At 69.5% G+C, this 18377-nt stretch carries 15 protein-coding genes; 12 read left to right on the forward strand and 3 right to left on the reverse strand.

What is annotated here, in order from left to right; all coding sequences use genetic code 11:
* The first annotated feature begins 103 nt into the window (after positions 1 to 103).
* Both EJP67_RS12400 and EJP67_RS12405 read left to right on the forward strand, forming a co-directional pair.
* A complete protein-coding gene (locus EJP67_RS12400; RefSeq protein ID WP_126022008.1) occupies positions 104 to 664 on the forward strand; it encodes a cytochrome b in 561 nt (186 codons plus the stop codon).
* Positions 661 to 1500: an alpha/beta fold hydrolase gene (locus tag EJP67_RS12405; RefSeq protein ID WP_126022009.1), complete on the forward strand. Its 840-nt coding sequence runs from the start codon at positions 661 to 663 to the stop codon at positions 1498 to 1500. Before EJP67_RS12400 ends, EJP67_RS12405 begins: the two co-directional genes overlap by 4 nt.
* 3 nt (positions 1501 to 1503) lie before the next feature.
* On the opposite strand, the gene EJP67_RS12410 is transcribed toward EJP67_RS12405, so the two are convergent.
* Both EJP67_RS12410 and EJP67_RS12415 read right to left on the reverse strand, forming a co-directional pair.
* Positions 1504 to 2505 (reverse strand): Bug family tripartite tricarboxylate transporter substrate binding protein, encoded by a 1002-nt coding sequence (locus EJP67_RS12410; protein ID WP_126022010.1) that lies wholly within the window; start codon positions 2503 to 2505, stop codon positions 1504 to 1506.
* Positions 2502 to 3497 carry a Bug family tripartite tricarboxylate transporter substrate binding protein gene (locus tag EJP67_RS12415; RefSeq protein WP_126022011.1) on the reverse strand — a complete coding sequence of 332 codons (996 nt, stop codon included), beginning with the start codon at positions 3495 to 3497 and terminating at the stop codon, positions 2502 to 2504. Before EJP67_RS12415 ends, EJP67_RS12410 begins: the two co-directional genes overlap by 4 nt.
* A 156-nt stretch (positions 3498 to 3653) precedes the next feature.
* Here EJP67_RS12415 and EJP67_RS12420 point away from each other — a divergent pair, with 156 nt between their 5' ends.
* The 7 genes from EJP67_RS12420 to EJP67_RS12450 all read left to right on the forward strand — a co-directional run bounded on the left by EJP67_RS12420 (position 3654) and on the right by EJP67_RS12450 (position 11814).
* The gene (locus tag EJP67_RS12420) at positions 3654 to 5108 is read left to right on the forward strand and encodes an FAD-dependent oxidoreductase (RefSeq protein ID WP_126022012.1); all 1455 of its coding nucleotides are present in this window, start codon (positions 3654 to 3656) and stop codon (positions 5106 to 5108) included.
* Positions 5109 to 5213: 105 nt separating this feature from the next.
* On the forward strand, positions 5214 to 6077 hold the full coding sequence (locus EJP67_RS12425) for an IclR family transcriptional regulator (protein WP_126022013.1): 864 nt from the start codon (positions 5214 to 5216) through the stop codon (positions 6075 to 6077).
* 55 nt (positions 6078 to 6132) lie between these two features.
* Positions 6133 to 7428 (forward strand): aconitase X, encoded by a 1296-nt coding sequence (locus tag EJP67_RS12430; protein ID WP_126022014.1) that lies wholly within the window; start codon positions 6133 to 6135, stop codon positions 7426 to 7428.
* Positions 7425 to 7880 carry an aconitase X swivel domain-containing protein gene (locus EJP67_RS12435; RefSeq protein WP_126022015.1) on the forward strand — a complete coding sequence of 152 codons (456 nt, stop codon included), beginning with the start codon at positions 7425 to 7427 and terminating at the stop codon, positions 7878 to 7880. Before EJP67_RS12430 ends, EJP67_RS12435 begins: the two co-directional genes overlap by 4 nt.
* On the forward strand, positions 7877 to 9577 hold the full coding sequence (ilvD, locus tag EJP67_RS12440; protein ID WP_126022016.1) for a dihydroxy-acid dehydratase: 1701 nt from the start codon (positions 7877 to 7879) through the stop codon (positions 9575 to 9577). The genes EJP67_RS12435 and ilvD overlap by 4 nt, the downstream gene beginning before the upstream one ends.
* 120 nt (positions 9578 to 9697) lie before the next feature.
* Positions 9698 to 10831, forward strand: coding sequence for a porin (locus EJP67_RS12445; protein ID WP_126022017.1), 1134 nt, complete (start codon positions 9698 to 9700; stop codon positions 10829 to 10831).
* 17 nt (positions 10832 to 10848) lie between these two features.
* Entirely contained in the window at positions 10849 to 11814 is a 966-nt protein-coding gene (locus EJP67_RS12450) for a Bug family tripartite tricarboxylate transporter substrate binding protein (RefSeq protein WP_126022018.1), read from the forward strand.
* Here the strand turns inward: EJP67_RS12450 and EJP67_RS12455 are convergent.
* Positions 11801 to 12739 (reverse strand): aldo/keto reductase, encoded by a 939-nt coding sequence (locus EJP67_RS12455; protein ID WP_126022019.1) that lies wholly within the window; start codon positions 12737 to 12739, stop codon positions 11801 to 11803. The genes EJP67_RS12450 and EJP67_RS12455 overlap by 14 nt on opposite strands.
* Before the next feature lie 137 nt (positions 12740 to 12876).
* Here EJP67_RS12455 and imuA point away from each other — a divergent pair, with 137 nt between their 5' ends.
* From imuA to EJP67_RS12470, 3 genes are read left to right on the forward strand one after another with little or no spacing between them, the layout of a single operon-like run.
* Positions 12877 to 13677, forward strand: a complete 801-nt coding sequence (gene imuA / locus EJP67_RS12460; RefSeq protein ID WP_126022020.1) for a translesion DNA synthesis-associated protein ImuA — start codon at positions 12877 to 12879, stop codon at positions 13675 to 13677.
* A complete protein-coding gene (locus EJP67_RS12465; protein WP_126022021.1) occupies positions 13646 to 15007 on the forward strand; it encodes a Y-family DNA polymerase in 1362 nt (453 codons plus the stop codon). Before imuA ends, EJP67_RS12465 begins: the two co-directional genes overlap by 32 nt.
* Positions 15000 to 18371, forward strand: a complete 3372-nt coding sequence (locus EJP67_RS12470; RefSeq protein ID WP_126022022.1) for an error-prone DNA polymerase — start codon at positions 15000 to 15002, stop codon at positions 18369 to 18371. The genes EJP67_RS12465 and EJP67_RS12470 overlap by 8 nt, the downstream gene beginning before the upstream one ends.
* Positions 18372 to 18377: the final 6 nt, after the last annotated feature.

An 18377-nucleotide genomic window follows, 5' to 3' on the forward strand; every position in this document is an offset into this window, starting at 1 on the left:
GTGATACGCAAATACTCGGCCTGCGGTTTCGAAAAGCCCGGGGAATGCCCGGACAATCGCACGCGCTCCCGACTGAGTCGGCCCCCGCCCGAAAATTCCCCGCATGCTCGCACAAACCCGCTACACCCGAACCGCGATCGCGCTGCACTGGCTGATCGCCGTTCTCATGATCGTCAACATCGCGCTGATCCTGCTGGTCGACCGCTATCCCGACGACTGGGTGCGCCCGGCCGTCGACACCCACAAGTCCATAGGCATCACGGTGCTGGGCCTGGTCATCATGCGGATCCTCTGGCGCGCCACGCACCGGCCGCCGGCCATGCCGGGCTCCTACGGCGCCTTCGAGCGCTTCGCCGCCCACCTGGCGCACGGCGCGCTGTACGTACTGATGATCCTGCTGCCGCTGTCGGGCTGGATGCACGACTCGGCCTGGAAGGATGCCGCCACGCACCCGATGCAGCTCTTCGGCCTGTTCGAATGGCCGCGCATCGGCTGGATCATGGCCATCGAGCCGACGGTGAAGGAGACCTGGCACACCGTGCTGGGCGGCGTGCACGAATGGGCCGGCTACGTGCTTTATGTGCTCGTCGGGCTGCACGTGCTGGCCGCGCTGAAGCACCAGTTCCTCGACGGCGAACGCGAACTGCAGAGGATGTGGCCATGAACGCCGACCTCATCGCGCGCATCGACGCGCTCTCGACCCATCACGACGCGGTGCACGAGGGCGTGCGCGTGCGCTGGCGCCGCTTCGGTTCGGACGCCAGCCGGCCACCGCTGGTGCTGCTGCACGGCGGCCACGGCAGCTGGATGCACTGGCTGCTCAATGCGCAGGCGCTCTCGGCCGGCCGCACGCTGTGGCTGCCCGACATGCCGGGCTTCAACGAATCCGACGCACCGCCGCGCGTGGCAACCGGCGAAGACCCGCTGCAGCCGCTGCTCGCCGCGCTGGGCGGCACGCTCGACCAGCTCATCGGCGCGGGTACCGTCATCGACCTCGGCGGCTTCTCCTTCGGCGGGCTGACGGCCGCGCGCTTCGGTGCCGGACGGGGTGCGGTCCGCCGCCTCGCGCTGATCGGCAGCGGCGGCCACGGAACGCTGCGGCGCATGACGGCGCAGATGATCAACTGGCGCGCCGCCCCCCACCGCGAAGCCGAGCGCGCCGCGCTGCTGCACAACCTGGCGGCGCTGATGCTGCACGACGCCGCCGCCATCGACGAGCTGGCGTTCGCCATCCACGACATCTCCTGCCACGGCACGCGCTTTCGCAGCAAGGAGGTGTCGCAGTCGGGCGGGCTGCAGCAGGCGATCGGCACCATGGGCGTGCCTACGCTGCTGCTGTGGGGCGAGTTCGACGTCACCGCAGATCCGCGCCCGCTGGTGGCGCAGCTCGCCGCCGAGGGGCCGGCGCGCGAGGGCGTGGTGATCGACGGCGCCGGCCATTGGGCGCAGTACGAGCGCGCCGACGAGGTCAACGCGCGGCTGGTGAGCTTTTTCGATTGACCTCTACTGCGGCTGCTTCACCAGCCCCAGCTTGCGGATGATGTCGCCCCACTGGTCGTAGGTCGAGCGCGTCAGGTCGGCCAGCTGCTTCGGGCTCGACGACTCGGCCTCGTACGCGCCCTGGCGGAAGAAGTCGCGCGTGGCCGGCATCGCCAGCACCTGCGCCAGCGCGGCGTTGAGCTTCTCCACCACCGGTGCCGGCATGCGCGCCGGGCCGTAGAAGCCCAGCCAGCTCGGCATGTCGACGCCGCTCACGCCCTGTTCGCCCATGGTGGGCACGTCGGGCAGCATCGGGCTGCGCTTGGGTGCGGCCACGGCCAGCATGCGGACCTTGCCGGTGGCGGTGTTCTGGATGGCGTTGGGCGCCGCGTCGAAGTAGTACTGCACACGGCCCGCGAGAAAGTCCTTGGCCGCGTCGGCGCCGCCCTTGTACGGCACATGCACCACGTCCAGCCCCGCCTGCCGCGCAAAGGCTTCGCCGTAGATGTGCGAGGAGGTGCCGGTGCCGAAGGAGGCGTAGCTCATCTTCCACGGGTTGGCCTTGATGTACGCCACCAGCTCCTGCACCGTGCGCGCCGGCACGCTGGTGTGCACGGTCAGCACCAGCGGGCCGCGCGCGCCGAGCGAGATCGGCGTGAGGTCCTTGAAGGGGTCGTAGCGCACCTGCGCCAGCGTCTGCGGGTTCTGCGCCACCACGGAGGAGGGCGCGTACATGAAGGTGTAGCCGTCGGGCGCGGCGCGGATCACCTCCTCGGTCGCGAGGATGAAGCTCGCGCCCGGCCGGTTCTCCACGATCACCGGCGTCTGCAGCACCTCGCCGAGCTTGTTGGCGACGAAGCGCGCCTGCGCGTCCGAGGCGCCGCCGGCCGCCAGGCCCAGCACGATGCGGATGGTGCGGCCCTTGTCCGGAAAGGGCGCGGCGGCATGCGCAAGCAGCGCAGGCATGGCGGCACCGAGCGCGAGGCACGCGGCAATCCGGCGGCGGGAAAGGGGCTTGTCGTTCATTGCTTGACCAGCCCCACCTGCTGCACCATCGCGCCCCAGCTGTCGTAGGTGGAGCGCGTGATGCTGGCGAATTCCTCCGGCGAGGTCGCTCCCGCCTCGTAACCGCCGCTGCGATAGAACTCCTGCACCTGCGGCATCGCCAGCACCTTCGTGAGTGCCGTGTTGAGCTTCGCGACCACCGGCGCCGGCATGCGCGCCGGGCCGTAGAAGCCCAGCCAGCTCGGCAGGTCGAGCCCGGCGTAGCCCTGCTCGGCGAACGTGGGCACGTCGGGCAGCGCCGCGATGCGCGCATTGGAGGCCACCGCGAGGATCTTCACCTTGCCGCTGGAGGCCGTGATGATGGCCGAGGAGGCCGAGTCGAACATGTACTGCACGCGCCCGCCGATCAGGTCCTTCGCCGCGTCGGAGCCGCCCTTGTACGGGATGTGCACCGCGTCGATGCCGGTCTTCTTCACGAAGGCCTCGCCGTAGATGTGCGAGGAGGTGCCCGCGCCGAACGAGGCGTAGCTCACCTTGCCCGGGTGCGACTTCACATAGGCAACCAGCTCCTTCACGTTGTTGACCGGCACGCTGGTGCTCAGCGACAGCACCAGCGGCCCGCGCCCACCCATCGAGATGGCGGTGAAGTCCTTGAACGGGTCGTAGGGCACTTGCGCGAAGGTGTGCGGGTTCTGCGCCATGGTGGAGGAGGGCGCATACAGCAGCGTGTAGCCGTCGGGCTGGGCGCGCGACACCTCGTTGGCCGCCAGCATGGTGCTGGCGCCGGGCTTGTTGTCGACGATCACGCTGGTGTTCAGGACCTCGCCGAGCTTCTGCGCAACGATGCGCGCCTGCGCGTCGGTGCCGCCGCCGGGAGTGAAGCCCACGACGATGCGGATGGGCTTGCCGCGCGCCGGGAAGTCCTGCGCCATGGCCAGGGGCGCGAGGCCCAGAAGGACTGCGGCGCCGATGGCCGAGCCGAAGGCACGGCGGGTGCCGTGGGGTTTCTTCATCGATGTCTCCGTTGGAATGCTCCATTCAATATTGATCTTGAAATCCACAAAAATCCATATTCACCAGGGAATACCCTAGATAAATGACTTTTGATTTTGACAAAATGGAAAGTGAAATCAAAATACGACGAAACAAGCCAAGCCGAGAACGCATTCATGAAAACTGTCGTCCGCACCGACGAGCGCATCCTGACCTCCGACATCTTCGACCGCGACAGCCGCGTCAAGCGGCCTGACCACGGCAGCTGGGCCGAGCCCGGCAAGAGCATTCCGGTCTATCACCGCTGCGGCGTGCTGGTGGTGGGCGGCGGCCCCTCGGGCACCGCCGCCGCGGCCGCCGCCGCCCGCGCGGGCGCCGACGTTGCGCTGCTGGAGCGCTACAACCACCTGGGCGGCCTGTCGACCGGCGGCCTGGTCATCTGGATCGACCGCATGACCGACTGGGAGGGCAAGCTGGTGATCCGCGGCTTCGCCGAAGAGCTGTTCGACCGCCTGCCGGCCGAGGCCATCGCCGGCCCGGCGCGCGAGGACTGGGGCTCGCAGGACACGGCCAAGGCCGCGCACTGGTCGCAGCGCACCGCCGCCTACCACGGCGTCGTCACCTGGTCGCCCACCATCGACCCCGAGCGGCTGAAGCTGCTCTCGCAGGAGATCGTGCTGGAGCGCAAGGTCAAGCTCATCTATCACTCGTGGGCCGCCATTCCCATCGTGCAGGACGGCGCGGTCAAGGGCATGGTGTTCGAGAGCAAGGAAGGCCGCATGGCCATCATGGCCGACGTGGTGGTCGACGCCACCGGCGACGGCGACCTGTTCGCCCGCGCCGGCGCGGAGTACGTGAACGACATCGAGGAGGCCGACGTGCATCACTGCATGAACACCTCGTGGCTCTTCGGCGGCGTGGACATGAACCGCTGGATCGAATTCAAGGCCGGCCAGCCCGAGGCCTTCACCGCCTTCATGGCCGGCGGGCGCGAGCAGTGCGGCCTGTTCGAGCGGCCCTTCGTCTCGTGGCGCAACGACGTGGCGCTCTTCATGGGGCCGCGCCAGTCGGGCTACTCGGCGCTCGACGTGGACGACCTCACCGCCGTGGAGGTGCGCTCGCACCGCGCCATGGCCGCGCACCTGGACTACTTCCGCGCCCATGCGCCCGGTTTCGAGAACGCCTACCTGATGCTGAGCGCGCCGCAGATCGGCGTGCGCCACGCGCGGCGCCTGGTCGGCGTGGGCTCGGTGCTGCGCAGCCAATGGCCCGACGGCGTGCCGCTGGCTGACGAGATCGGCGTGTCGCCCGCCGTCTCGCCCAAGTTCCCGAACATCTCCATTCCCTACGGCGCGCTGGTGCCCAGGCAGCTCGACGGCCTGCTGGCCTGTGGGCGCCACATCTCCTGCGACCGCAACTCGCATGGCTTCATGCGCGAGATCCCGCAGTGCTGGATCACCGGCCAGGCGGCAGGCGTGGCCGCGGCGCTGGCCTCGCGCGGCGACATCGCGCCGCGCTTCGTCGACGTGGGCGCGCTGCAGTCCGCGCTGCTGGAGCAGGGCGTGCACCTGCGTGCCGGTGCCGGGCAGGGCGACAGCGCTCCGCTGGCCACGGCCGAGGCCGGCGCCTGATGGGCCTGCACTGGAACTCGCGCGGCCATGAACCCGGCAACCCTCCGTCCGCGAGCCTCTACATTCGGGAGTCCCGATCCTGAGAGTCTTGCGAAGGGTTCCTCCATGTCCACCGAAAAGAACGACACCTCTTTCCCCCAGGCCGAACAGCAGGCCGACGCGCGCGGTGAGCGCTCCGACACCGTGAGCGCGCTGGAGCGCGGCATCTCCGTGCTGCGCTGCTTCAGCGAAGACCGTCCGGTGCTCGGCCATGCCGACCTGGCGCGCATGACCGGCATTCCGCGCGCCACCGTCAACCGGCTGGTCGCCACGCTGCTCTCGCTGGGCATGCTCAAGCCGGCGCAGGCGGCCGACCGCTTCATGCTCGGCCCGGGCGTGGTGTCGCTGTCGCGCGTGTTCCTCGGCAGCCTCGACGTGCGCGCCGCCGCGCGGCCCAGCATGCAGGCGATGGCGGAAGAGGTCGGCGCCTCCGTCTACCTGGCCGTGCGCGACGGCATGGAGATGGTGCTGATCGAAGCCTGCCGCCCGCGCTCGTCGATGCTCTCGGCGCGGCTCGACGTGGGCTCGCGCGCGCCGCTGGCCAACTCGGCGCTCGGCCGCGCGTACCTCTCGGCGCTGCCGGAGGCGCAGCGCAACCAGCTCATCGATTCGATGCGCCTGCTGCGCGGCCCCGAGTGGGACAGCATCGCGCCCGGCATGAACCGCGCCATCGGCGAGTCGAAGCGGCTGGGCTACTGCCTCTCGCTGGGCGAGTTCCACCGCGAGATCAACTCGGTGTCGGTGCCGCTCATCGGCCCCGACGGCGAGGTGATGGCGCTCAACGGCGGCGGCGCCGCCTTCGTCTTCACCGAGGAGCGCCTGCGCAACGAACTCGCGCCGCGCCTGCACGACATCGCGCTGAGCATCGCGCGAGACATCGGCGGCCACGTGCCGACGCCCACACCCACACCCACACCCTCGCCGGGCTAGCAGGCCCGGCCGGGGCCCGATCCCCACGACACAAGAAAGAACGGAGACACAGGTCATGCACCTGAGCGATGAAGAAAAGGCCATGTACGACGGGCGAGACGGCCCGGCCGTGCAGAAGGCGATGGACCTGCTGGTGCGCTACGGCGAAGCATTGGGCGCCGAGCGACTGGTCGAGACGCGCAACGTCTGCGCGTCCATCACCTCGACCACGCCCTTCCAGCGCGACTTCGCGCTCGCCAAGGGCGGCGGCATGGACGCGGTGTTCTCCGAATTCAGCCTCGACAGCCAGGAGACCGTCGAGATCCCGAAGTTCAAGGTCTTCACCAGCCACCTCCAACTGGGCTTCGACCCCGGCCAGCCCGAGCGCATGGGCGTGAGCGAGGAGATCGTGCGCTTCTACGAGAAGAGCGAGCGCCATGCCGCCGGACTCGGCGCGCAGATCATGAACACCTGCACGCCCTACCAGGTCGGCAACATCCCGACGCGCGGCGAGCACTGCGCATGGATGGAGTCGTCGGCGGTCGTGTACTGCAATTCGGTGCTGGGCGCGCGCACCAACACCGAAGGCCGCGAGAGCACCGGCGCGGCCATGCTCACCGGCCGCATTCCCTACTGGGGCTACCACCTCGACCAGAACCGCCACGCCACGCACGTGGTCGAGCTCGACATCGATGTCGAGTCGGTACAGGACTGGGGCCTGCTGGGCTACTACATCGGAGAGCACGTGCAGGAGCGCGTGCCGGTGGTGCACAGCCGGCGCGGCATCTCGCGGGTGCCGAACCTGCCGAGGCTCAAGCACTTCGGCGCGGCGGCGTCGTCTTCGGGCGGCGTGGAGATGTATCACATCGCCGGCGTCACGCCCGAGGCGCTCACGCTCGAACAGGCACTGGGCGGGCGCGCCCCGGTGCAGGTGCTGCGCTACGGCGAGGCCGAGCGCCGCGCCACCTACGAGAAGATCAATATCACGGCGAAGGACGCCGAGGTGCAGTACGTGATGCTGGGCTGCCCGCACTACACCATCGAGCAGATCTGGGAGGCCGCGCAGCTCATCGAAGGGCGCAAGGTGCACCCCGACTGCGAGCTGTGGATCTTCACGCCCCGCGCCATCAAGGCGCTGGCCGACCGCAACGGCTACACCAAGATCATCGAGGACGCGGGCGGCATCATCATGGGCGACAGCTGCTCCGCCATGAGCCGCGCCGTACCCAAGGGCACGAAGACCGTCGCGCTCGATTCCGCCAAGCAGGCGCACTACCTGCCTGCCATCCTCGGCGTGCAGGCCTGGTTCGGCAGCACGGCCGAATGCATCGACGCGGCCTGCACGGGGCGCTGGAATGGAGCCTACGCATGAACGCCGCAGTCTTGAACGAACAACAAACCATCGTCATCCGCGGCCGCAAGGTGGTGGGCGGCGTGGCCGAAGGCGAAGCGCTGGTCACGCGCGACCGCATCTCGGGCTGGGGCGGCATCGACCCGCGCACCGGCACCGTCGTCGAGACGCGGCACGAACTGCGCGGCCAGAGCTTCGCGGGCAAGGTGCTGGTGTTTCCGGGCGCCAAGGGCTCATCGGGCTGGTCGGCCATGTTCCACATGACGCGGCTCATGAACTCGGCGCCGGCCGCGTTCCTGTTCAACGAGATGACGACCAAGATGGCGCTGGGCGCCGTGGTCACGCACGCGCCTTCGATGACCGATTTCGAGCGCGACCCGCTCGAATGCATCGAGACCGGCGACTGGGTGCGCGTGGACGCCGACCGCGGCGTGGTCGAGATCACGAAGAAGAAACAGGAAGGTGCCGAATGACCCGACCGCTACGCAGCAACTTCCCGCGCGGCTCCTACCTCTGGTCGGTGCGCAACGCCCACTGGCGCGCGCTAGGCATTCCGGAAGAGGACTGCGAGAAGCCCAAGATCGCGATCGTCAACAGCTCCTCCGAGCTGGCCGCCTGCTTCAGCCACCTCGACCGCGTGGCGGCGGAGATCAAGGAGGCCATCCGCGCGGCGGGCGGCGTGCCCTTCGAGATCCGCACGGCCGCGCCCAGCGACTTCATCACCGGCGCCGGCGCGCGCGGCGCCTACATGCTGGCGGCGCGTGACCTCGTCACCAACGACATCGAGGTGGCCGTCGAAGGCGCGCAGCTCGACGGCATGGTCTGCCTCACCTCCTGCGACAAGACCGTGCCCGGCCAGCTCATGGCGGCCGCGCGGCTGAACATCCCGACGCTGCTCGTGCCCTGCGGCTACCAGCCCAGCGGCGAGTACAAGGGCCACCACATGGACATCGAGGAGGTGTTCATCGGTGCGATGCATGCCGTCACGGGCAACCTGCCGGTGGAAGAACTGGTGGGCATGAGCCGGGAGGCCATCCGCGGCCCCGGCGTGTGCTCGGGCCTGGGCACGGCGAACTCGATGCACATCGTCTGCGAGGCGCTCGGCATGGCGCTGCCGGGCAGCGCGCCGGTCGCGGCGCTGAGCCCGAAGATGATGGCCGACGTGCGCGCGGCCGGCACGCGCATCGTGCAGATGGTGTGGGACGACCTGAAGCCCCGCGACATCCTCACGCCCGGCGCCTTCGCCAACGCGGTGCGCGCGGTGCTGTCCATCGGCGGCTCGCTCAACACCGCCAAGCACCTGCAGGCGGTGGCGACGGAGGGCGAGACCGGTGTCGACGTGTACGGCATGTTCGAGCGCCTCGGCCCCGAGACGCCGGTGCTGGCCGGCGTGCGGCCCATCGGAAGCGATTCCATCGAAGCCTTCGAGGCGGCCGGCGGCTGCCGCGCGCTGATGAAGCAGCTCGAGCCGCTGCTCGACACCGGCGCGCGCACCGTCACCGGCGGTACGGTCGCCGACAACCTGCGCGATGCCGAGGTGGCCAATGCTGAGGTGATCCGCCCCATCGGCCGGCCTGTGGCGCCGCTGCCGGCCATCGTGCTGCTGCGCGGCAACCTCGCGCCCGAGTCGGGCCTCATCAAGACCGGCATCGCCGAGCGCAAGGTGCGGCGTTTCACCGGCCCGGCCGTGTGCTTCTGGACTTCGGACGCCGCCATCGCCGCGCTGAAGAAGGGCGAGATCGTGCCCGGCCAGGTCGTCGTGATGCGCGGCGCCGGTGCCTGCGGCGGCCCGGCCATGGGCGGCGGGGCGTCGCGCGTGGTCTTCGCCGTCGACGGCGCGGGGCTGGGCGACCAGGTGGCGCTGCTGACCGACGGGCATCTCTCGGGCCTGGTCTGCAAGGGGCTGGTGGTGGCCGAGGTGTCGCCCGAGGCCGCGCTCGGCGGCCCGCTCGGGCTGGTGCGCGACGGCGACACCATCACCATCGATCTCGACGCGCGCCGCCTCGACATCGACCTGAGCGACGCCGAACTGCAGGCGCGCCGCGACGACTGGCAGGCGCCGCCGCCGGTGCACGACACCGGCTGGCTGCAGCAGTACCGGCGCAACGTGGGGCCGCTTTCGAAGGGCGCCGTCCTCGTGCGCGTCGAGCGCACCGCGCCCCCGGGCTAGACCTCTTCCGATCACGGCTTTTGCCAACCGGTGCGGACCCCCGTCCGCATCCGGTGGCGCAGCCCTGCGCGGTCGTTCCGAGTTTTTCAACCCAAGAGAAGAAGCAGGAGACAAGAAACCATGAAGAGAATCTTGATGTGGTCAGCGCTGGGGCTCGCCAGCAGCGGCGTCGCACAGGCGCAATCCAGCGTGACCGTGTTCGGCGTGATGGACCTCGGCATCCAGTACACCAGCGGGGCGGGTCCGGGCGGCGGCTCGGTGAAGGCGCTGTCCAACGGCGGGCTTTCCACCAGCCGGCTGGGCTTTCGCGGCACCGAGGACCTGGGCGGCGGCCTGCGCGCGGGTTTCTGGCTCGAAGGCAGCCTGAACCCCGACACCGGCACCGGCCGCCCGAGCAATTCCAACAACCAGGCAAGCGGCGCGGGCACGGCGGGCCCGATCACCTTCGACCGCATGTCCTTCGTGAGCCTGTCGTCGGACAAGCTGGGCGAGCTGCGGCTGGGCCACGACTTCATTCCCACGCACTACAACAGCATCTACTTCGACCCGTTCAACGCCAACGGCGTGGCGCGCGCGGGCAACCTCACCTTCGCGGCCGTGGGCACCGGGCCGCTGCCCACCACCATCACCGGCAGCAACACGGTGAGCTACTGGCTGCCGCCCAACCTCGGCGGCTTCTACGGCATGGCGATGGTGGGCACCGGCGAGAACGACTCGACCCTGGCGAACCGCCACGACGGCAACTTCGCGGGCGCGCGCTTCGGCTTCGCATCGGGCGCCTTCGACGTGGCGGCGGCCGTCACCCGCTCGAAATTCAATGCCACCGCCACCGTCGGCAACTACACGCACGCCAACATCGGCGGCTCGTGGGACGCGGGCTTCGCCAAGTTCTTCGCGCTCTACAACAAGGTGACGGTGAAGCTGGCGGCCGGCACGGTACGCAAGAACACGGCCGAGATCGGCGCGCACATCCCGGCCTTCGAGGTGGGGCGCATCCGCATCAGCTACGCCTACCTCGACGACCGCAGCGACGAGAGCCTGCGCAACGCCAACGGCATGCCGCGCAACCGCGACGACGCGCGGCAGTTCGGCATCGGCTACGTCCACAACCTCTCCAAGCGCACCGCGCTCTACGGCACCTACGCACGGCTGATGAACAGCGGGCAGGCGCGCTACGTGGTCAGCGGCGGCGTGGCGCCGGCGGCCGGGCATCGCTCGACCGGCTGGGAATTCGGCGTGCGCCATCTCTTCTGAAGCGGAGGGCCGTCATCATGCGACGCAGAACACTCGCCCTGGCGGCCCTTGCCGCCGCCACGGCATTGCCCGGCACGGCGGCATGGAGCGCCGACACATTCCCCAACAAGCCGCTGAAGCTGATCGTGGGTTTCGCGGCCGGCGGCGGCGCCGACGTGCTCACGCGCATCATCGCGGAGGGCCTGGCCAAGCAGCTCGGCCAGCAGGTGATCGTGGAGAACCGCCCCGGCGCCGACGGCGTGCTGGCCGCGCAGGCCACCTCGTCGGCCAGGCCCGATGGCTACACGCTGCTGATGGGCACCAACACCGCGATGGTGGCCGCGCCCACGCTGCGGCCGACGCCGCCCTACGACCCCTTCAAGGCCTTCACGCCGATCAGCTCGGCCGGGCAGTTCTCGATGTTCCTGGTGGTGCCTGCGAGCCTGCCGGTGAAGAGCGTGAACGAGTTGCTCGCGCTGGTGGCGTCGAAGCCCGGCGCGCTCAATTCGGCGTCGAGCAACAGCGCCTCGGAGCTCGCGATGCTGCAGCTGCTGGGTGACCGCAAGGTGGTCAACGCGCGCTACAAGGGCGACATGCAGGCCATGACCGACCTGCTGGGCGGGCAGATCCAGATGATGTTCACCACCGGCACGCTGGCGCCGGGCTTCGTGAAGGAAGGGCGCATCCGCGCGCTGGTGACGCTGCTGCCGCAGCGCAGCGCCCTGTTGCCCGACGTGCCCACGGGCGGCGAGCTGGGGCTGGGCAAGCTCACCATCACGCCGTGGGCCGGCTTCTTCGGGCCGCCGGGGCTGCCGCGGGAGATCACCGACAGGCTCTCGCAGGAACTGCAGAACACGCTCAAGCGCCCCGAGGTGCACGCGCAGCTGGTGCAGCAGGGCTTCGAGGGCTATGGCATGAGCCCCGCGAAGTTCACCGAGTTCTTCCGCACGCAGTACGACGCCTTCGGCGCCACCGTGCGCGAGCACAACGTCAAGTTCGAATAGCAGCGGCCTCGCGGCGCCAGAAGGCCGCGTCGGGAAAGCTGCCCGCGCCGGCGGCCGCGTTGTCGGCCATGTGCTCGCGGCGGCTGGTGCCTGGAATCGTGCATGTCACGGCCGGGTGGCTCAGCACGAACTTCAGCAGCACTTGCGCCCAGCTGGTGCAGCCGATCTCGGCGGCCCAGGGCGGTAGCGGCTTGTCGCGCAGCCGGCGCAGCAGTCCGCCGCCGCCGAAGGGCATGTTGACGATCACCGCCACGCCGCGCTCGGCGGCCAGCGGCAGCAGGCGCTGCTCGGCCTCGCGCGCGTCGAGCGAGTAGTTGATCTGCAGGAAATCGAGCTTCTCGGCCTTCAGCACCGCCTCGACCTCGCCGTAGGCCGAGGCCGTGTAGTGCGTGACGCCGATGTAGCGCACGCGGCCCTTTTCCTTCCAGCCGCGCAGCGTGGCGAGGTGCGTGCGCCAGTCGACGAGGTTGTGCACCTGCATCAGGTCCATGTGCTGCGTGCGCAGCCGCGCGAAGGACTGCTCCATCTGCGCGATGCCGGCCTCGCGGCCCGAGGTCCAGACCTTGGTGGCGAGGAAGGGCCTGACCTGCTGCTTCGATGCTGCCAGCAGCTCGCCGGTGGTTTCCTCGGAGCGGCCGTACATGGGCGAGCTGTCGATCACCGTGCCGCCGGCCGCGAAAAGGGCATCGAGCACGCCGGGCAGGCGCGCGTATTCCTCGGTGCCGGGGCGCTGGTCGAAGCCGATCCAGGTGCCGCAGCCGATCACGGGCAGCGCCTCGCGGGTGGAGGGGATGGGGCGGGTGTTCATGGCTGGCTTGGACTGGGGTTGGGCGAAGGCGGGGAGCGCGGCGCCGGCGCACAGCGCGGCGCCCATGCGCAGCAGTTCGGCGCGGGTGAGGTGGAAAGGAATCGTCGGGGGCTGCATCCGTGGCCAGTATCCGACGATGGGAAAGGCGCAGCTCGCCGCAATGTGAAACGCTCTGTGAAGAAGAAACGGCTTTTCCGGGCTTCGGGTTGTGGCTCATGAAATACTGTATGAAAATACAGTTAACAGTCATCGCCATGGGCCTCCCTTTCCTCGATTCCTTCTCCGCTGCCGCGGGCCGTGGCGTCTGGCATGCCGACGAACTCGGCCTTGCCGACGCGCAGGTCGTCGCCACCGGCCATGCCGCGCTCGACGCGGAACTGCCGGGCGGCGGCTGGCCGGTCGGCGCGATGACGGAACTGCTGCTGCCTGCGCCCGAAGCCCATGTCTGGCGGCTGCTGCTGCCCGCGCTGGCGCAGGCGGTGGCCGCGCGGGGCGGGCCGGTGGTGCTGATCGGCGCGCCCTACGAGCCCTGCGGCGCCTCCCTCGCGGCGCAGGGGCTGCCGGTGGAGGCGCTGATGTGGGTGCGCAGCGAGGCCCCGGCCGCGCGGCTGTGGGCCTGCGAGCAGGCGCTGCGCTGCGCCGACGTGTCCGCCGTCGTGGCCTGGCTGCCGCAGGCGCGGGTGGGCGAACTGCGGCGGCTGCAGCTGGCGGCCGCACAGCACGAGGTGCTGCTCTTCGTGTGCCGGCCCGAGTCGGTGGCGCTGTCGGCATCGCCTGCGCGGCTGCGCATCAGGGCCGACCGCAGCCAGGCCGATGTCTCGCAGATCGAACTGAACATCCTCAAGCGACGCGGCCCGCCGCTGGCCGCACCGGTGATGCTGCCGGCGCGCAACGAGCGCATGGCGGCACTGCTTGCCGCCGCCCGGCTGCGGCGCAAGCTGCGTCTGCAGCAGCAGGGCACGGTGCCGGCCGGTGCGGCGTCGGCCACGGTGGTGCGCATCGACGCATGGAAAGGAGGCCCGGATGCACTGGATCGCCTTGCGGTGGTTGCCTGAAGCCGACGCGTCCGACGCCCCGACGCTTCCCACGCTCGAAGCCCTGGGCTGGTGGGCCCTGAAGTACACGCCCCACGTCGCCTGGCTCGACGAAGCCCTGATGCTCGAAGTCTCCGCCTGCGAGCGTCTCTGGGGCGGGCGCATGCAGCTGATGCGCCTGCTGGTGGCCGACAACCCCGTGCCCGACGCGCGCATGCTGGGCACGCAGGGCGCCACCAGCCTGATCGCATTGGCGCGGCTGCGCCTGTTCGCGCGCGAGGAGAAGCGCCCGAAGGACGTGCCCGCCGGCCTTCCGCTCGACACGCTGAGCGCCGCGCGCGAGCACCTCGACCTGCTCGCGCGCCTGGGCTGCCGCACCTGGGGCGAGGTGGCGGCGCTGCCGCGCGGCGGACTCACGCGGCGCTTCGGCGCCGGGCTGCGCGAGGCGCTCGACATCGCCTGGGGCCTGCGTCCCGAAAGCCATTGCTGGCTCACGCTGCCCGACGTGTTCGAGCAGAAGCTGGAGCTGCCCGCGCTGGCCGAGACCGCGCCCGAGCTCATGTGGTCGGCCAACCGGCTGCTGGCGGCGCTGCAGATCTGGCTGCGCGCCCGCCAGCGCGGTGCGCGCGCGCTGGAGCTGCAATGGACGCTCGACCTGCGGCGCCTCAACGGCGTGAACCTGCCGCCGCACGAGCAGCTCATCGTGCGCACGGCCGAGCCTACGCAGGACATGGCGCACCTGCGCCGCCTGCTGTCCGAAAAGCTGGCCCTCGCCACGCTGGCAGCGCCCGCGAGCTGGATCAGGCTGCGCACGCTCGAAACCGACCCGTGGGCCGGCGCCAGCACCAGCTTCCTGCCGGAGGACAACCGCAAGGGCGACAGGCTGCACGAGATGGTCGAGCGGCTCAGCGTGCGGCTCGGTCCGCAGCAGGTGGTGGTGCCGGCTGCGCAGGCCGACCACCGGCCCGAGCGCAAGCAGGCGTGGCAGCCTGCATTGCAGAAGGAAAAGGGGAAAGAGAAAGCGGCCGACGACAGGAGCCGGAAGCAGGCTGCCGCAGTGGCTTCGCAGCCCGACGCCGTCTACCCGCCGTGGCTGCTGCCCGAACCGCTGCTGCTCGAAATGGATGGCGAGCGCCCGTGCTACCGCGGCCCGCTGAGCCGGCTGATCGGCCCGCAGCGCGTCGAGACCGGCTGGTGGGGCGACAAGGAAGAGGGCGGCCAGCCCGCGATGCGCGACTACTACGTCGCGGAAAGCCCCGAGGCCGGGCTGGTGTGGATCTTCCGCGAGCGGCCCGCCGCGCGCTTTTCTTCCGGCGAGGTCCGCTGGTACCTGCAGGGCTTCTATGCCTGAGCTCAGCGGCAAGCAGGAAAGCAGGCGGCAGCCCGCCAAGGTGCATGCGCTGCCGGTGCCGCTGCGCAAGGCACCTGAGTCCAGGCTGCCCGACTATGCAGAGCTGCACTGCCTGACCAACTTCAGCTTCCAGCGCGGCGCCTCGACGCCCGAGGACATCGTGGACCGGGCCTACCAGCTCGGCTACAAGGCGCTGGCCATCACCGACGAGTGCTCCGTGGCCGGCATCGTACGGGCGCATGTGTGCCTGCGCGACATGGAGAACAAGCTTTGCGAATACGAGCGCGAGCACCCGGACGAGCCGAAGATCCCGCGCAACCCGAGCTTCCGCCTGCTGTTCGGCAGCGAGTTCCGGTTCGAGCGCTTCAGGCTCGTTGTGATAGCGAACGACACCGAGGGCTGGGGCAACCTCTGCGAGTTCATCACCGCCGCCCGCAACACCGAGCTGCCCAAGGGCGAGTACCGCGTGGGCTGGGAAGAAAGCGACGTGGCCTCGCTGCAGCATTGCCAGATTCTTTTCGTGCCCAACCGAAACCCCGGCGGCGCGATGGATACGGCCACGCTGCACGAAGACCTGCTGGCCGCCAAGGCGCTGTACGGCGGGAACCTCTGGCTGGCGGTGGAGCTTTTCAACGAACTCGACGACGACCTCTGGCTCGTCACGCTGATGCAGGCGGGGGAGGAGGCGGGCGTGCCGCTGGTGGCAGCCGGCGACGTGCACATGCATGCGCGTTCATGCAAGCCGCTGCACGACATACTGACGGCCGTTCGCGAAGGCAAGACGGTGGCCGAGTGCGGCTTCGCGCTGCAGTCGAATGCCGAGCGGCACCTGCGACAGCGCGTGCGGCTTGCGGAGATTTATCTGCCGCAGATGCTGGAGAACACGCTGGTGGTGATGGAGCGGTGCAGGTTCGATCCGAAGGTGATCCGGGATACCTACAAGTACCCGCTGGAGACCGTGGGCAACCACGAAACGCCGGCGCAGACGTTGGTGCGAAAGACGTGGGAGGGGGCGCTCGAGAAGTACCCGCTCGAAAGATACGCCTCGGGCATTCCGGAAAGCGTCTGCAGGCAGGTCCGCAAGGAGCTCGACCTGATCCTGGAGCTCGAATACGAGATGTTCTTCCTGACGGTCGAGAACGTCGTGAGCTTCGCCAAGTCTCGCGGCATTCTTTGCCAGGGGCGCGGCTCCTCGGCTAACTCGGCGGTCTGCTTCTGCCTGGGCATCACTGCCATCAACCCGGACAAGGGCACGCTGCTGTTCGAGCGCTTCCTGAGCCGCGAGCGCCGCGAGCCTCCCGACATCGACGTCGACTTCGAGCACCAGCGGCGCGAAGAGGTCATCCAGTACATCTACGAAAAATACGGCCGCCATCGCGCAGCCATCGCCGCCGTCGTCATCTGCTACCGCTCCCGCAGCGCACTGCGCGACGTGGGCAAGGCCATCGGCATCGACGAGCGGCTGATCGACGAGTTCGCGAAGGACCACTACTGGTTCGACGACACCGTGCTCGGCGAGCAGCTGCAGCGGGCGTCGGCGCGCGCAGGCGTGCAGGAAGACGAGCTCAAGCTGGAGCACTGGATCGAGATGACGCGGCGGCTCAAAGGCTTTCCGCGCCACCTGAGCCAGCACGTGGGCGGTTTCGTGCTCACGCACACCAAGCTCACGCGGCTGGTGCCGGTGGAAAAAGCGTCGATGAAGGACCGCTCCGTCATCCAGTGGGAGAAGGACGACCTCGAGGCGATGGGCATGCTCAAGGTCGACGTGCTGGCGCTCGGCATGCTCAGCGCGATCCGCCGGGGGCTTGCGCACATGAACAGCTGGCGCAACTCGGCCATCGAGATGCATCAGATACCGGCCGACGACCAGAAGGTGTTCGACATGATCTGCGACGCCGACACCATCGGCGTGTTCCAGATCGAGAGCCGCGCGCAGATGTCGATGCTGCCGCGCCTGAAGCCGCGCACCTACGAAGACCTGGTGATCGAGGTCGCCATCGTGCGGCCGGGGCCCATACAGGGCGGGATGGTGCATCCGTATCTCAAGCAGCGGGAGCGGGTCGCCAAGAAATTGCCCATCCGCTACGAGAAGGACGAACTGCGCCCAGCGCTGGAGCGCACGCTGGGCATACCGATCTTCCAGGAGCAGGTGATGCAGATCGCGATGATCGCGGCCAAATTCACCGCCGACGAGGCCGACCAGCTGCGCCGTGCCATGGCCGCGTGGAAGCGCAAGGGTGGCCTCGGCAAGTTCCACGACAAGCTGGTGGACGGCATGGTTCTCAACGGCTACAAGGCCAGCTTCGCCGAAGCCATCTTCAAGCAGGTCATGGGCTTCGGCGACTACGGCTTCCCCGAGAGCCACGCCGCCAGCTTCGCGCTGCTGGTGACGGTGAGCAGCTGGCTCAAGAACTACGAGCCGGCCTGTTTTCTCGCCGCACTGCTCGATTCGCAGCCGATGGGCTTCTACAGCCCCTCGCAGCTGGTGCAGGACGCGCGCCGCCATGGCGTGGAGGTGCGCCCGGTCGACGTCACGCGCAGCGGGATCGACACCACGCTCGAAGCCCGCGACCCCGGCGCGCCGCGCATGCCGCCCGGCACCGACGAGCGCTATGCCGACCGTCTCGGCAGAGAGAACCAGCCCGCGGTGCGGCTGGGCCTGAACCGCATCGCGAGCCTCAGCGATGGCGGGGCCAAGCGCCTGCTGGAGGCACGCGCGCAGGCGCAGTTCACGAGCACCGAGGATCTCGCCCTGCGTGCCGAACTCGACGGCAAAGACATGGCCGCGCTGGCCGCGGCCGATGCGCTGATCTCGCTCTCGGGCCATCGGCGCCAGCAGGTGTGGGACGCCACCGCGCAGCGGCGCGCGCCGGCCCTGCTGCGAGGTGTGCCGATCAACGAGCAGGCGCTGCTGCTGCCGGCCGCGTCGGAGGGCGAGGAGATCGTGGGCGACTACGCGGCGCTGCGGCTCACGCTGCGCCGTCATCCGCTCGCGCTGCTGCGCCCGCGCCTGGCGCGCATGAAGCTGATGAGCGCGGCGGAGCTGCGTTCGCTCTCCAGCGGGCAGACCGCGCGCGCCTGCGGCATCGTCAAGGGGCGGCAGCGCCCGCAGACCGCCAACGGCACCATCTTCGTCACGCTGGAGGACGAGACCGGCAACGTCAACGTGATCGTCTGGAGCCACGTCATCGAGGCCTGGCGCGAGCCGCTGCTCAAGTCGCACCTGCTCGCGGTGCAGGGCACCTGGCAGCGCGACGACGACAGCGGCGGCAAGGTGCAGCACCTGATCGCCACCGGCTTCAAGGACCTGACGCCGCTCATGGGGCGGCTCGCGCAGAGCAACACGAGCCGGGATTTCCATTGACACGGC

Source organism: Variovorax guangxiensis (genome assembly GCF_003952165.1).
GTDB lineage: Bacteria > Pseudomonadota > Gammaproteobacteria > Burkholderiales > Burkholderiaceae_C > Variovorax > Variovorax guangxiensis.

Bases quoted from the DNA above. Each gene is read 5' to 3' on its own strand.
- EJP67_RS12400 (WP_126022008.1), top strand. From the start codon at position 104: ATGCTCGCACAAACCCGCTACACCCGAACCGCGATCGCGCTGCACTGG.
- EJP67_RS12405 (WP_126022009.1), top strand. From the start codon at position 661: ATGAACGCCGACCTCATCGCGCGCATCGACGCGCTCTCGACCCATCAC.
- EJP67_RS12410 (WP_126022010.1), bottom strand. From the start codon at position 2,505: ATGAACGACAAGCCCCTTTCCCGCCGCCGGATTGCCGCGTGCCTCGCG.
- EJP67_RS12415 (WP_126022011.1), bottom strand. From the start codon at position 3,497: ATGAAGAAACCCCACGGCACCCGCCGTGCCTTCGGCTCGGCCATCGGC.
- EJP67_RS12420 (WP_126022012.1), top strand. From the start codon at position 3,654: ATGAAAACTGTCGTCCGCACCGACGAGCGCATCCTGACCTCCGACATC.
- EJP67_RS12425 (WP_126022013.1), top strand. From the start codon at position 5,214: ATGTCCACCGAAAAGAACGACACCTCTTTCCCCCAGGCCGAACAGCAG.
- EJP67_RS12430 (WP_126022014.1), top strand. From the start codon at position 6,133: ATGCACCTGAGCGATGAAGAAAAGGCCATGTACGACGGGCGAGACGGC.
- EJP67_RS12435 (WP_126022015.1), top strand. From the start codon at position 7,425: ATGAACGCCGCAGTCTTGAACGAACAACAAACCATCGTCATCCGCGGC.
- ilvD (WP_126022016.1), top strand. From the start codon at position 7,877: ATGACCCGACCGCTACGCAGCAACTTCCCGCGCGGCTCCTACCTCTGG.
- EJP67_RS12445 (WP_126022017.1), top strand. From the start codon at position 9,698: ATGAAGAGAATCTTGATGTGGTCAGCGCTGGGGCTCGCCAGCAGCGGC.
- EJP67_RS12450 (WP_126022018.1), top strand. From the start codon at position 10,849: ATGCGACGCAGAACACTCGCCCTGGCGGCCCTTGCCGCCGCCACGGCA.
- EJP67_RS12455 (WP_126022019.1), bottom strand. From the start codon at position 12,739: ATGCAGCCCCCGACGATTCCTTTCCACCTCACCCGCGCCGAACTGCTG.
- imuA (WP_126022020.1), top strand. From the start codon at position 12,877: ATGGGCCTCCCTTTCCTCGATTCCTTCTCCGCTGCCGCGGGCCGTGGC.
- EJP67_RS12465 (WP_126022021.1), top strand. From the start codon at position 13,646: ATGCACTGGATCGCCTTGCGGTGGTTGCCTGAAGCCGACGCGTCCGAC.
- EJP67_RS12470 (WP_126022022.1), top strand. From the start codon at position 15,000: ATGCCTGAGCTCAGCGGCAAGCAGGAAAGCAGGCGGCAGCCCGCCAAG.